The sequence below is a fragment of the Gemmatimonas sp. genome (assembly GCF_031426495.1).
GTDB lineage: Bacteria > Gemmatimonadota > Gemmatimonadetes > Gemmatimonadales > Gemmatimonadaceae > Gemmatimonas.
Genome location: NZ_JANPLK010000017.1, coordinates 1 through 12,951, shown reverse-complemented (window position 1 = coordinate 12,951; position 12,951 = coordinate 1). Strand labels below are relative to the sequence as shown.

Below are 12,951 nucleotides of genomic sequence, written 5' to 3'. Positions count from 1 at the left end.
TTCGAGCTCAGCTTTCCTGCGCGTGCCCCGCCGACGCGGGACGTCCAGTCATATGCCGCATGAGCCGAGAAAGCGTATCCCGCAGCTCCTTCCGATGCACGACCTGATCGACCATGCCCTTCTCGAGAAGAAACTCCGCCGTCTGAAATCCCTCGGGGAGGTCCTGCCCCAGCGTCTGCTTGATGACGCGCGGTCCGGCGAAGCCAATCACGGCACCCGGCTCGGCCAGGATCGCATCACCCAGCATCGCGAAACTGGCGCTGACACCGCCCGTGGTCGGGTTGGTCAGCACGGAAATGTACGGAATGCGACGTTCGGCCAACTGCGAGAGCACGGCCGACGTCTTCGCCATCTGCATCAGGGAGAGAATGCCCTCTTGCATGCGGGCGCCGCCTGAGGCGCAGACGATGACGAGCGGGTGCTTCTTCTCGAGCGACCGCTGCCCGAGGCGCGCAATCTTCTCGCCCACGACCGAGCCCATCGAGCCACCCATGAACGCGAAGTCCATGATGCCGATCCCGACGGGGAGCCCTTCGAGGAGCCCCGTCACGGTGAGAATGGCGTCGCTGTCACCAGCGTTTGTCAGGGCCCGCTTGAGGCGGGCAGGATAATCGGGAAAGCCGAGCGGATCGACGGATCGCAGCTCGCTTCCCACTTCAACGGTCGAGCCTTCATCGAGCAGCATCGCGGCGTAATCCCACGCCCGAACACGGCGATGGAAATCGCACGCGGGGCAGACGTTGAGATTTCGCAGGAACTTGTCGCGAATATCCGTATGCCCGCAGGCCTCGCATTTCTCCCAGGTGTCAGGAGGAATCTCGAGACGCTCGCGTCGCGGCTGTCGGGGCTTTTTATCCTTCCGGAACCAGGCCATAGACTCCTAATGTTGGCGGTCCGGCCTTCGAAGGCTAGACCTTGCGCACAGCCGAGATTGGTGTCCCGATCGCTCAGAGACCAATCGCGTCCGGCTGACCACGCCCTTCGGCGGAGATGCGGAGGAGGACGGCAACCGCCGTCCAACTGACCAACAGGAACGAACCGCCGTAGCTGAAGAACGGCAGCGGAATACCGGTCACGGGCATGAGGTTGAGTGTCATGCCCACATTCACCATGACGTGCACGAACCACGCCGAGACCAAGCCGAAGGCGACCAGACTCGGGAAGGCGTCGTTGGCCCGCGAGGCCACCCGCGTGGTGCGCAGGAAGAGCGCGAGGAACAGGGACAGCGCGATGCTCACGCCGATGAATCCGAGCTCCTCACCGACCACGGAGAATATGAAGTCGGTGTGCCGCTCCGGAAGGAACTTGAGCCGCTTCTGACTGCCGAGCGTGAAGCCCTTGCCGAACAGTCCCCCCGAGCCGATCGCCACCTTGCTCTGCGTGACGTGATAGCCGGAAGCCTGCGGATCGACGTTCGGATCGAGAAACACGAGCAGTCGCTTCTGCTGATATGGCTTGAGCTTGTCCCAGAGAATCGGCGCCACGCCACCCATGATCACGTTCATCAACACGATGACGACGCCTTCGAGGAGATATGGGCGATACCAAAGCACTAGCGCGACGAGAATCAGAAACCATGCGCCCCAGATGCCCGTGCTGAACGCAAGCACGAGGCTGATGCCCGGACTGGCCAACAGCAGCAGCAGCGGCCACGGCACGCCGGCCCAGAAGAGCATGGCGAAGCAGATCCCGATGAACACGATGCCGGTCCCGAGGTCGGGCTGCGCCATAACAAGCAGCCACGGCACGCCCACCACGAGCAGCGGTCGCCACAGATCCACGAGTGAACGGATCGATTCGCGCCGCGCGGCGAGCACGCGCGCGAGCATGAGCGTCGTCGCGAGCTTCGCCAATTCCGCCGGCTGACCGATGCGCACGCCACCGATACTGAGCCATCCCTTCACACTCGCCGCCGTGCCGGCGCCAGTGCCCACAAACAGCACGAGCAGCAGCAGCGTGCAACTCAAGGCGTACAGCGGCCAGGCGCTCCATTCGATCAACCGCACCGAGCCGCGCGAGATGACCCACGTGGCCATCAGCGCCGCGCCAAACCAGCCGAGCTGCCGCTTCCATGCATTCTCGATGATCGGCGTCGGGCTGTCGATCTGCCCCGCCGAGAAGACCATGGCGATGCCGAAGCCCGTGAGCAGCAACGCGATCACCAATAGCGGAACGTCGATACTCTGCCTGCGCAGAACGGAAATACCGGCCATGTGCGCGCTGCCTCAGTCGTTGACGATGGCGGTCATCGTCAACCGCGTCTTGAGATAGCGTTCCATCATCTTGGTGGCGGCGCGAGCGGCCGTGGACCCGTGAAGCCCCTCCTCGATGATGATGGCCAGCACGATCTTGGGATCGTTCGCCGGCGCGTATCCCACAAACCACGCATTGTCGAGCTGGCCGTTCACCTGTGCCGTTCCGGTCTTCCCGGCGATAGTCAAACCCTGAATCTGTGCGCCGGCAGCCGTGCCGCGGGAGACCACGTCGGCGAGCGCCAGTTGAATGCTCGCCAGTTGGGCCTTGTCGAGATTGAGAATTTGCTTGCGTTCCGGGTCGCGCATGACGACTTGGGGCGTGGGGGCCATCCCGTCAGTGGCCATCGCGGCATAGAAACGCGCCATACTGAGTGGCGTCTGCGCGTTGTCCGCCTGGCCGATCGCCAGACTCAACACGACCGAGCGATTCCAACCACGTGAGCCGTACCGCTTATCGAAGTACGCGGTCGATTCGGGCCAACGCGGTGTGCGCTCGTTGGGGAGGTCGACGCCGGTGCTATCACGAAACCCCAGCGACACGCCCCCCGCCAGCAATCGCGTGAGGCCGATCTTGAGCCCAAGCTGATAGAAGTAGACGTCGCACGACTTCGCGATCGCTTGCGCCAAGGTCACATCACCGTGCCCACGCTTGTCCCAGCACTTGAACACACGACCGTAATAGTAGCCGCCCGTGCACGGCGTCTGCATGCGGGTGTCCATGGTCACCAACCCCAGCTCCATACCAATGATCGCCGTGGCCAGTTTCCACGTCGACGCCGGCGCGTACGTTCCCGAGAGCGCGCGGTTCACGAGCGGCCGGTGCGGATCTACCCGAAGGCTTTCGTAGAAGCTGCTCGACACGCCACCGATGAACTTGTTGATGTCGTAGCTCGGCGCGCTGTACAGCGAGAGTACACCGCCTGTTTTGGGATCGAGAGCCACCACCGCGCCACGCAGCGAATCACCGAAGTATTCGTGCGCGAATCGTTGAAGATCGAGATCAATGTTCGTGCGCAATGCCGGCGGTGCTTCCGGCTGTTCCTCCGGCCGAACGCCGGCATCGCGCACCACACGATTGCGCGCATCGACTTCCACAAACCGGCGACCTTCTTTGCCACGCAACTGCGCCTCGTACTGCAACTCGAGGCCTGTCTTTCCAACCTGCTGTCCGGCCTTGTAGCTCTCGTATCTCGGTTTCGAGAGATCGTCTTCCGCGATCTCACCGGTGTAGCCGATCAGCGCCGCCATCGCGGCGCCGTCCGGATAGTACCGCTTGGGCGAGCTCTGAATGATGAGCCCCGGAAACTCGACACGACGTTCCTCGAGCACCGACACGACTTGAAACGACGCATCGTTGAAAATCACGGCCGGCCGCGTGCGGGCGCGACGGAATCGTCGCACCGCTAGTTCCTGCTGCGCGGAGTCGATCTGAATCACCTTCGAGAGCGTGGTGAGCGCCGACCGCAGCGAATCTTCCGTCGGACTCAGTATCGACACCGAGTATCCCGGCAGATTCTCCGCGATCACCTCACCGTGCCGATCGTAGATCGTACCGCGGGCGCCGGGCAATGGCACCTCGCGCAACCGGTTGTTCTCCGACTGCAACACGTACTCCGCGTTCTGCAGCACTTGCGCGCGGAAGAACGCGCCGCCGAGTGCCACGAACGAGGCGAACAGCAGCACACGCGCAAGTCGCGCGCGACGAAGGATCGCATTCGGATGGTAGCTCACAACATCACGTGGTGTGCGGTCGATACAGCGGACGAAACACCGTGAGCAACAACACCGCCAGGAGCGCGGTCAGCGCGGCCGACAGCGGCGACCACAACAACAACGTCACGACGAGCGATGCGCCGGACGCCCCGCCCGTAAGCAACGTCATCGCGATGTCGAACAGCCACTTGCCGGCGAAGACGAACAGTCCCGTGAGCGCCACGTGGTCGGCGAAGAACACCGCCTTGAGCCACGACGCGCCGAACGCCACGAGGGTCAGTACGAGCGCCGACGCGCCGAATGATCCCGGTGCCAGCGCGTCAACCGCGAGACCGGTCAGGAACCCCGTGAGCGCAGCCAACCCCGGGCGCATGCGCACGGCCGAGAACAGAATGGCGATAATGATGAAATCGACGTTCGCGCGACCGTTGAACAGCGGGCGCACGGCAAAATGCGCCGTCAGCAGAATCGCGAAACCCAGCCAGGCGCGAATCGCGCTGCCTATTCCCGGCGTCTGTTGCTGCGGGCGACTCATGCGCAGTTCCATGTCGCCAGCCCCATCACCGACCCGCCGGTGGAGGGCCAGCGCGGGGTGCCGGAGGCGGCGCCACCACACGGGGCTTTGTAGTGTCTGGTCGCGCGCGCGCTCGAGCAAGGCTGTCTGCGCGCACGCGCATGCGCAGACTGTCCGCGCGCACGCTGTCCGCCACCGTGCCCCGAGTGCTCGCCACAAATGCCAGCGTCGAATCAGTGAGCGTATCGGCGGCCGCGTCGAGCGCGGCACGTCGCGCCGCCAGCTCGTCGAGCGCCGCCGCTCTGGCCAGCGAGTCACCAGCAGCCGCCACCGCGCGCGCCGCACTGTCGGCCGCGTTCACGGTGGTCCACACGCCGTTCACGCCGCGTTGTGCCCGCGACGACAAGAGCACGAGTACCGGACCGATCGCTTCCGGCAGCACCGACGGCTTCACGAGATACGTGCGCGCCCACTTTTCGGGCGTGGAGAGCTCGCCGAGCACCGTGCCCACGGGAATGCCGCGCGGATACGTCGCACCCAACCCCGAACTCACGATCAACGTGCCCGGTTCGAGCTTCGCGCGAAACGGCACACCACGCATCTCGAGCAACCAGCGCTCGGCGCCGGCGCCGAGATGCGGCTGCACGATACCGAATGCACCTTCGTCCACGCTCATCGCGCTCACGCGAAAGTCGGGATGCGCCCACGTGATCGCGAAGCTCGTGGCGCGATCCACACTCTGCACCATGCCGACGAGTCCATCCGCCGTCACGACGGGAAGGAACGGCTGCACACCGGCATCGGATCCGGTGGCCAGCGCGATGGTGAATTCATCGCCAGCGCCGCGCGGCGGCAGCAACTCGGCCGGCACGAATCCATCCTGCAAGCGCGCCGAGAGGCCGAGCAACTTGCGCAGCGTCAGGTTCTCATCGGCCACGGCCTGTACCTGCAACGCCTGCGTGGCCACCTGTCCGCGCGTGACCAACACGTCGTTGCGCGCGACGATCGCCGCCCGTACCGATGACGCACGCCCTTCTAGCGCAACGAGCGGCGACAGCACCGTCGTGCGCAGCGTAGCGGCGAATCCTTCACGCGTGCGACGCGGAAGGATCAGCGCCAAGACAGCCAACACGACACACACCAGCGCGAAGCCGGTGTCGAGTCGCCCATCGGATCGGACGCTTCGGGCCACCGCGCGATCAGGTCGTGAGGACGGACCAGTACTTCTCCTCGTCATCGAGGATCTTGCCAGTACCGCGTACCACACACGTCAGCGGATCTTCGTCGACGTGAATCGGCAAGCCCGTTTCCTGACTGAGCAGCACATCGAGCCCGCGAATCAGCGCACCGCCACCGGTCATCACGATACCGCGATCGACGATGTCCGACGCGAGTTCGGGCGGCGTGATCTCCAGCGCGCGACGCACGGCGTCGACGATTTGTTGAATCGGTTCCTGAATCGCTTCGCGAATTTCGCTCGAGTGTACACGCACCGTTTTCGGAATACCCGACACCAGGTCGCGACCCTTCACTTCCATCTCGCGTTCGTCACCGACGGGATACGCCGAACCAATCTGAATCTTGATCTGCTCGGCGGTAGGCTCGCCGATCAGCAGGTTGTAATTCTTGCGCATGAACTGCACGATGCTGATATCGAGCTCGTCACCACCGGTGCGAATCGACGTGTCGCTCACGATGCCGGACAGCGCGATCACGGCGATTTCCGTCGTGCCCCCGCCGATGTCGATCACCATGTTGCCGGTCGGTGATTCTACGGGCAGTCCAACACCGATGGCCGCAGCCATCGGTTCCGTAACCATGAAAACTTCCTTCGCGCCCGCACCCAGCGCCGAGTCGCGCACCGCGCGCTTCTCCACTTCGGTAATGCCGGACGGCACACAGACGATCACGCGTGGCTTCACCTTGAACACGTGCTTGTCGATCACGAGCGTGAGGAAATAGCGCAGCATCTTCTCGGTCACGTCGAAGTCGGCGATGACGCCGTCCTTCATCGGCCGGACGGCCATGATGCCGTCGGGCGTGCGACCAAGCATGCGCTTCGCTTCCAGACCGACGCCCTTGAGCTTCTTCGTCTCGCGATCGAGCGCGACGACGGAGGGCTCGTTCAGCACGATCCCCTCGCCCTTCACGTAAATCAGGGTGTTGGCGGTGCCGAGATCGACTGCGATGGCATTCGCCGGGAAGAACGAGTTGGACTTATTAAAGGGCCAGAACATCCAGGTATGTGCTCGACGGCGCGGAGCGCCGGGAAAGGGCATGCTGCGGCAGCAGTGATCGGTAAGGTACGTGTCGGCCAGAGCAGTTACAAGCTGTTGCGGCAGCGTGACCTAGCACACGTTACGCGATCCGGGATGGAAACGACGAGAGGCCACCGGACGCTGGTCCCGGTGGCCTCTGCTGGTCCGACGGGCCGCCTCAGGCGACGAACGTCGCCGGGTCCGTGAACTCCATGCCAAAGGCATCGGACACACCCTGATACGTGAGCTTGCCGTCGGTCATGTTGAGCCCCTTGAGGAGGGCACCATTCTCGCGGAGCGCCTTCTTCCAGCCCTTGTTGGCGAGCAACAGCGTGTAGGGGAGCGTGGCATTCGTCAGGGCCAGCGTCGACGTGCGCGGCACCGCGCCCGGCATGTTCGCTACCCCGTAGTGAATGATTCCATCCACCGTGTAGGTCGGGTTCTCGTGCGTGGTCGGGTGGATGGTCTCGACACAGCCGCCCTGGTCGACAGCCACGTCGACAATGACCGCGCCTGGACGCATGCGAGCCAGATCCTCGCGACGCACGAGCTTGGGCGCCTTCGCTCCGGGAATCAACACGCCACCGATGACCAGATCACAGGTGCTGATCTGCTCGAGAATATTGTGACGGTTGGAGTGCACCAGCTGCACGTTGGCCGGCATCACGTCCGAGAGGTAACGGAGACGTTCGAGCGACAAGTCGAGTACCACGACCTTGGCACCGAGCCCGGCCGCCATCTTGGCCGCATTCACACCCACGATGCCGCCGCCCAGAATCACGACTTTGGCCGGCGCCACGCCCGGAACGCCACCCAACAGCACGCCACGCCCTCCGTACAGCTTCTCCAGGTACTTCGCTCCTTCCTGCACCGCCATTCGACCGGCCACTTCCGACATCGGGATCAGCAGCGGCAGATCCCGGTTCGGCAGTTCGACCGTCTCATACGCGATGCAGGTCGCACCGCTGGCCAAATGCGCGTTGGTAAGCTTTTCGTCGGCCGCGAAGTGGAAGTACGTGAACAGGGTCAGATCGCGACGAAGGAAACCCCACTCCTGCTCGATCGGCTCCTTCACCTTCAGCAGCAGTTCCGCATTGCCCCACGCCGTCGCAGCGTCGGGAACGATCTCGGCGCCAACGGCGCGATAGGTGTCGTCGTCGAAGCCGCTGCCGATGCCGGCGCCCGATTCGATGAATACCTGATGGCCAGACGCCGTCAGCGCTTCAACGCCGGCCGGGACGAGAGCCACCCGATTTTCGTTGGTCTTGATCTCTTTGGGTACACCGATGCGCATAGTCGCGATTTCCGGTAAAGGTGAGGCGTCAGCGAACGGCCTTGGGGCCGAGGCTGACGAGAATCTGTCGATCGGGATCGAAGAACTCGCGCGCGACGTCACGCACCAGTTCCAGGTCGATGGCATCGACGAGCGCCTTCAGCTCGTCGATGCTGCGGTACGGTTCTCCGTATAACGCGGTAAGCGCCGCCCGATACATGCGCGACGACACGCCCTCCATGGACATTACGAGCTGTCCGCGCAGTTGACGCTTGCCGGCCGCGAGATCATCCTCAGACAGACCGTTCACGGCGACGTCGCGCAGCACATCACGGACGGCATCCAGCGCTTCCTGCGCCGTCTCCGGCGCGCTGGCGAGGTACACACCGTGCGCGCCGGTGTCGGCGTACGAGCTGCTGAACGTTTGCACACTGTAGGCGAGCCCCAATTCTTCGCGCACCTTTTGAAAGAGGCGCGAGCTCATGCCGCCGCCGATGAGCATATCGAGCAGCGCGAACGCGTACCGACGGTGGTCACCAAAGGCGATGCCCTGCCCACCAAGCACGATGTGCGTCTGCGCAATATCCTTGCGCGACACATGCTCGGCGTGAGGGCCGGCTGCCTCGACTGGATCGAGCGGAAACGGCGTCATGTCACCGCGTTCCCGTGTGCTCCACCCCGTGCCCTGCAGTACCTCGAGGAGTTGGTCGTGCTCCACGCGGCCCGACGCCGCGACCACGAGACGGCCGGGATGGTACGCACGCTCGTGCAGATCGTGCAGATCGGCCACCGACAGCGCCTTCACCGTGGCACGGGTCCCGAGAATCGGGAAGCCATGCGGGTGATCACCCCAGACCGCACGATTGTGCACGTCGAAGATGATGTCGTCCGGCGTGTCGTCGACCATGCTGATCTCCTCGAGAATCACCTTACGCTCGAGGGCCAGATCGGCCTGACGCAACAACGGCTCGAAGATCAGCTCCCCGATGACCGAAGCGGCCTCCGGAAGATGTTCATCGAGCACGCGGGCCTGATACGACGTGTGTTCACGCTCGGTGTACGCATCGAGCGAACCACCCAAGGTTTCGAGCGCGAGTGCGATCTGCTGGGCACTGCGCGTGCGCGTGCCCTTGAACACCATGTGTTCGAGCAGATGCGATACGCCCATCTGTTCGGGACGTTCATGCAGCGTTGCGGCGCGGACCCATGCCCCGAAAGCAACCGACCGCGCTCCCGGAACGGATTCCGAGAGCACGGTCAGTCCATTGGGCAGATCCGTGCGGTGCAACGTGGGCGCCTGCGCGCCCGACGTATTAGCGCCGATCGCGACCGCCACCACCACTCCGTCCGCCGCTGCGTCCGCCGCGATCACCGCTGTCTTCACGACGCGGCGGGCGTTCGCCCGGCGTCTCTTCCGGCATGCCTTCGGGGCGCGGGAGGAGCGCCTTCATGGACAAACGGAGACGTCCACGCTCGTCGCGATCGACCAGCTTGACCGTGACGCGATCGCCCTTCTTGACCACGTCTTCCGGCTTCTCCACGCGTTCCCACTTCATCTCGGAGACGTGCAGGAGCGCTTCGGTGCCCGGCATGATTTCGATGAACGCGCCGAACGCCGTCACGGTCTTGACCGTGCCCTCGTACGTCTCGCCCACCACCGCCTCGGCGGTCATGCCTTCCACCATCTTGCGCGCGCGCTCCATCGATTCGGCACCGACGGCGGCAATCGTCACCGTACCATCGTCGTCGACCGTGAGCTCGGCACCCGTCTCTTCCTGAATGCCACGGATATTCTTGCCCTTCGGTCCAATGAGCTCGCCGATCTTATCGACCGGGATCTGCACCGTCACGATCCGCGGCGCGTACTTCGAGAGATCACCACGCGGCGCGGCAAGCGCCTTGTCCATCTCGGCGAGGATGTGCAGGCGGCCTTCCTTGGCCTGCAGCAGCGCCTCTTCCATGATCTTGAGGTCGAGCCCCTCGATCTTGATGTCCATCTGGATCGACGTGATGCCGTCCTTGGTACCGGCGACCTTGAAATCCATGTCGCCGAGATGATCTTCGGTGCCGAGGATGTCGGTCAGGATCGCGTACTTATCGCCTTCCTTGATGAGACCCATCGCCACACCGGCGACGGCGGCCTTCATGGGCACGCCGGCATCGAACAGGGCGAGCGAGCCGCCGCAGACCGAGGCCATCGAGGACGAGCCATTCGACTCGAGCACTTCCGACACGATACGGATCGTGTACGGGAAGTTGGCGAAGTCGGGCAGCACGCCTTGCAGGGCGCGTTCGGCCAGGTTGCCATGGCCGATTTCGCGGCGGCTGGTGCCACGCATCGGACGCACTTCACCGGTCGAGAACGGCGGGAAGTTGTAGTGCAGCATGAAGGAGCGCGTGGTCTCGCCCGCTTCGTTGATCGTATCGAGACGCTGCGCATCTTTCGCGGTGCCAAGTGTCGCGGCGACGAGCGCCTGCGTCTGGCCACGCGTGAAGAGCGACGAGCCGTGGGCACGAGGCAGCACGCTGTTGTCGATGCTGATGCCACGCACTTCGTCGGGCTTGCGGCCGTCGACGCGCAGATTGGTGCTCAGCACCTGCGCACGCAGTTCGTTGTACTCGACATCGCCGAGGACATTGTGAATGTCCTTCGCGTTGTCGGGGAACTCGAGGAGCAGTTCGGCGGCGGCTTCCTTCTTGACCTTCTCGATCGCTTCGATGCGCGTGTGCTTGTCCTTCTGATTCAGCGCTTCGCGAACGCGACCCGACGCATGCGCCTTCGTGCGGGTGATGACGGCATCGGGTGACTCCGTCTTCGTCCACGCCATCTTCGGCACCTGCACCTTAGCCAGCAGTTCGTTCTGCATCGCGATCAGCTCGCGGATGCCATCATGCGAGAGGCGCAGCGACTCGAGCACGTCGGATTCCGACACTTCGAGCGCGCCGCCTTCGACCATCACGATGGAGTCCTGCGAACCGGCGACGATCAGCTCCATGTCGGAGAAGGCCAGTTGCTGGAACGTCGGATTGAGCACCCAATGTCCCTGCACGCGACCCACGCGCACGCCGCCGATCGGACCCATGAACGGGATCTTCGAGGCGTTCAGCGCAAACGACGTGGCGAGCAGCGCCAGCACGTCGGCGTCGTTCTCCTGGTCGGCGGAGATGACGTAGACGAAGACCTGCACTTCATTCTTGAAGCCTTCCGGGAACAGCGGGCGGATCGAGCGGTCGATGATGCGGCACGCCAGGATCTCGTGATCGTGGGGACGCCCTTCGCGCTTGATGAATCCGCCCGGGATCTTGCCGGCGGCGTAGGTCTTCTCCTTGTACTCAACCGTCAAGGGGAAGAAGGGGAGCGGACTCTGGTTCTCGCTCACGGTAACGGCGGCGAGAACCATCGTCTCGCCGAATTGTACGATCGCGGAACCCGCCGCCTGCTTCGCCATCCGACCGGTCTCGATGACCAGGGGGCGACCGGCGAACGTCCGCTCGATTCGATGCATCATCTGCTGAATAGCCTCATGAGAACGCAAATCGCGCGGGAGGCATGACTGCCCCCGCGCGACGACATGGCGTGGTCCGACTTAGTATCGGAGACCAAGGTCCTGCACGAGCGTGCGATACTGCTGCACGTCCGTACGCTTCAGATAGTCGAGCAGGCGGCGACGCTTGCCCACCATCTTGAGTAGCCCGCGGCGACCATGATGGTCCTTCGCGTGCGTACGAAAGTGTCCCGTGAGGTAGTTGATGCGATCCGTGAGGATGGCAACCTGAACCCGGGTCGATCCGGTGTCCACATCGTGGGACCGGTACTTGTCGATCGTGAGTGCCTTATCGAACGCCATCGTCGTAATATTCTCAGCGCGTGTCGTGCGCAGCCTTTTGTGCGCGCAATAGTAGGAAGCACAAAAGCTTAGTCCACCTTGCCCCGCCTGTAAAGGACCTCGACGTGCCTGACCGCTATTTGGGGCAAATAATCAGCAAATATCAGGTCACCCGACTGCTCGGCTCGGGGGCCTTTTCGTGGGTATACGAGGCGATAGACCAGGATCTGGAGATCCCGGTCGCCCTCAAAATTCTGCGTCCGGAATTTTCGGGACAAGACGTTGCTGAAACCCGTTTTCGTCGAGAAGCGGCCACGGCCGCCCGTCTCCGCCACCGCAATATCGTCACGGTTCGCGACGTCGGGCAGGTCGACGGCGTGGTGTTCGTGGCCATGGATCTCCACCCGCTTACCCTCGGACGCCGACTCGCGCTGGCTGGCCGGTTGCCGGAAGCCGAGTGTCTCCGCATCGGAACTGATGTCGCCGCCGCGCTCTCGATCGCGCATGCCGGCGGCGTCATCCACCGCGATATCAAGCCCGACAATATTTTGCTTGGCTCAGAGGGAGAAGCCGTCGTCGCCGATTTCGGCCTCGCCCGGGCGCTCGCCGGTGCCGCCTCGCTGAGCGCGACGAACCAGGTAATGGGCACGCCTCATTATTTCAGTCCGGAACAGGCGCGTGGCCAGGAAATCGACGGTCGCAGTGATCTCTACGCCCTCGGCGTCACGCTGTATCGCGCCGCCACAGGACACCTGCCTTTCGAGGGTGATGATTGGTACGCCGTCGCCAAGCACCACATCGAAACGGCGCCGGCACCGCCGCGTACGTTCGCGCCGGAACTGAGCCCGGAGTTCGAAGCGGTCATTCTCCGCTTGCTCGCCAAGCAACCCGAGCAGCGATACCATTCGGCTACGCAGTTGCTCGATGCGTTGGGCGCCCTGCCCGGCGCTCCCGTGCGCAACGGATTCACTCCGCATCCGGGCTCGCATACGGTCGACGCCTTTCCCGCCGTGGGCGGGGCCCAGCGCCGCGCGGCCCGCGGGGCGGGGGGCCGCGTGGGGGGGCGCCGGGGGGCGGGGTTTGTGCGGCGCGGGAGCGCCCCCACCAGGGG

General features: G+C 63.9%; 11 protein-coding genes. 1 reads left to right on the top strand and 10 read right to left on the bottom strand.

The window, feature by feature from the left end:
* Nucleotides 1–7 precede the first annotated feature (7 nt).
* The 10 genes from accD to rpsO form a co-directional block, all read right to left on the bottom strand.
* A complete protein-coding gene (gene accD, locus RMP10_RS05245; protein ID WP_309669229.1) occupies nucleotides 8–874 on the bottom strand; it encodes an acetyl-CoA carboxylase, carboxyltransferase subunit beta in 867 nt (288 codons plus the stop codon).
* Between the two features lie 73 nt (nucleotides 875–947).
* Nucleotides 948–2,213, bottom strand: coding sequence for a rod shape-determining protein RodA (gene rodA, locus RMP10_RS05240; RefSeq protein ID WP_309669228.1), 1,266 nt, complete (start codon nucleotides 2,211–2,213; stop codon nucleotides 948–950).
* Nucleotides 2,214–2,225: 12 nt separating this feature from the next.
* Nucleotides 2,226–3,986: a penicillin-binding protein 2 gene (gene mrdA, locus RMP10_RS05235; RefSeq protein ID WP_310569344.1), complete on the bottom strand. Its 1,761-nt coding sequence runs from the start codon at nucleotides 3,984–3,986 to the stop codon at nucleotides 2,226–2,228.
* Between the two features lie 4 nt (nucleotides 3,987–3,990).
* A complete protein-coding gene (mreD, locus tag RMP10_RS05230; RefSeq protein ID WP_310569343.1) occupies nucleotides 3,991–4,503 on the bottom strand; it encodes a rod shape-determining protein MreD in 513 nt (170 codons plus the stop codon).
* 25 nt (nucleotides 4,504–4,528) lie between these two features.
* Complete coding sequence (gene mreC / locus RMP10_RS05225; protein ID WP_310569342.1) at nucleotides 4,529–5,674, bottom strand: rod shape-determining protein MreC; 1,146 nt, start codon at nucleotides 5,672–5,674, stop codon at nucleotides 4,529–4,531.
* Between the two features lie 7 nt (nucleotides 5,675–5,681).
* Nucleotides 5,682–6,719, bottom strand: coding sequence for a rod shape-determining protein (locus tag RMP10_RS05220; protein ID WP_171224384.1), 1,038 nt, complete (start codon nucleotides 6,717–6,719; stop codon nucleotides 5,682–5,684).
* A gap of 199 nt (nucleotides 6,720–6,918) precedes the next feature.
* Complete coding sequence (gene ald, locus RMP10_RS05215; RefSeq protein ID WP_309669312.1) at nucleotides 6,919–8,034, bottom strand: alanine dehydrogenase; 1,116 nt, start codon at nucleotides 8,032–8,034, stop codon at nucleotides 6,919–6,921.
* Between the two features lie 28 nt (nucleotides 8,035–8,062).
* Nucleotides 8,063–9,349 (bottom strand): pitrilysin family protein, encoded by a 1,287-nt coding sequence (locus RMP10_RS05210; protein ID WP_310569341.1) that lies wholly within the window; start codon nucleotides 9,347–9,349, stop codon nucleotides 8,063–8,065.
* Nucleotides 9,327–11,522 carry a polyribonucleotide nucleotidyltransferase gene (locus RMP10_RS05205; protein ID WP_310569340.1) on the bottom strand — a complete coding sequence of 732 codons (2,196 nt, stop codon included), beginning with the start codon at nucleotides 11,520–11,522 and terminating at the stop codon, nucleotides 9,327–9,329. The genes RMP10_RS05210 and RMP10_RS05205 overlap by 23 nt, the downstream gene beginning before the upstream one ends.
* 78 nt (nucleotides 11,523–11,600) lie before the next feature.
* Nucleotides 11,601–11,870 (bottom strand): 30S ribosomal protein S15, encoded by a 270-nt coding sequence (gene rpsO / locus RMP10_RS05200; protein WP_345785775.1) that lies wholly within the window; start codon nucleotides 11,868–11,870, stop codon nucleotides 11,601–11,603.
* 95 nt (nucleotides 11,871–11,965) lie between these two features.
* On the opposite strand from rpsO, the gene RMP10_RS05195 reads away from it, so the two are divergent.
* Nucleotides 11,966–12,951, top strand: a 986-nt coding sequence (locus tag RMP10_RS05195; RefSeq protein ID WP_310569338.1) for a serine/threonine-protein kinase, incomplete at its 3' end; no start/stop codon positions are given.

Excerpts from the sequence above, each read along its gene's own strand:
- mreD (WP_310569343.1), bottom strand. The coding sequence starts at position 4,503 with ATGAGTCGCCCGCAGCAACAGACGCCGGGAATAGGCAGCGCGATTCGC.
- RMP10_RS05220 (WP_171224384.1), bottom strand. The coding sequence starts at position 6,719 with ATGTTCTGGCCCTTTAATAAGTCCAACTCGTTCTTCCCGGCGAATGCC.
- RMP10_RS05205 (WP_310569340.1), bottom strand. The coding sequence starts at position 11,522 with ATGATGCATCGAATCGAGCGGACGTTCGCCGGTCGCCCCCTGGTCATC.
- ald (WP_309669312.1), bottom strand. The coding sequence starts at position 8,034 with ATGCGCATCGGTGTACCCAAAGAGATCAAGACCAACGAAAATCGGGTG.
- accD (WP_309669229.1), bottom strand. The coding sequence starts at position 874 with ATGGCCTGGTTCCGGAAGGATAAAAAGCCCCGACAGCCGCGACGCGAG.
- rodA (WP_309669228.1), bottom strand. The coding sequence starts at position 2,213 with ATGGCCGGTATTTCCGTTCTGCGCAGGCAGAGTATCGACGTTCCGCTA.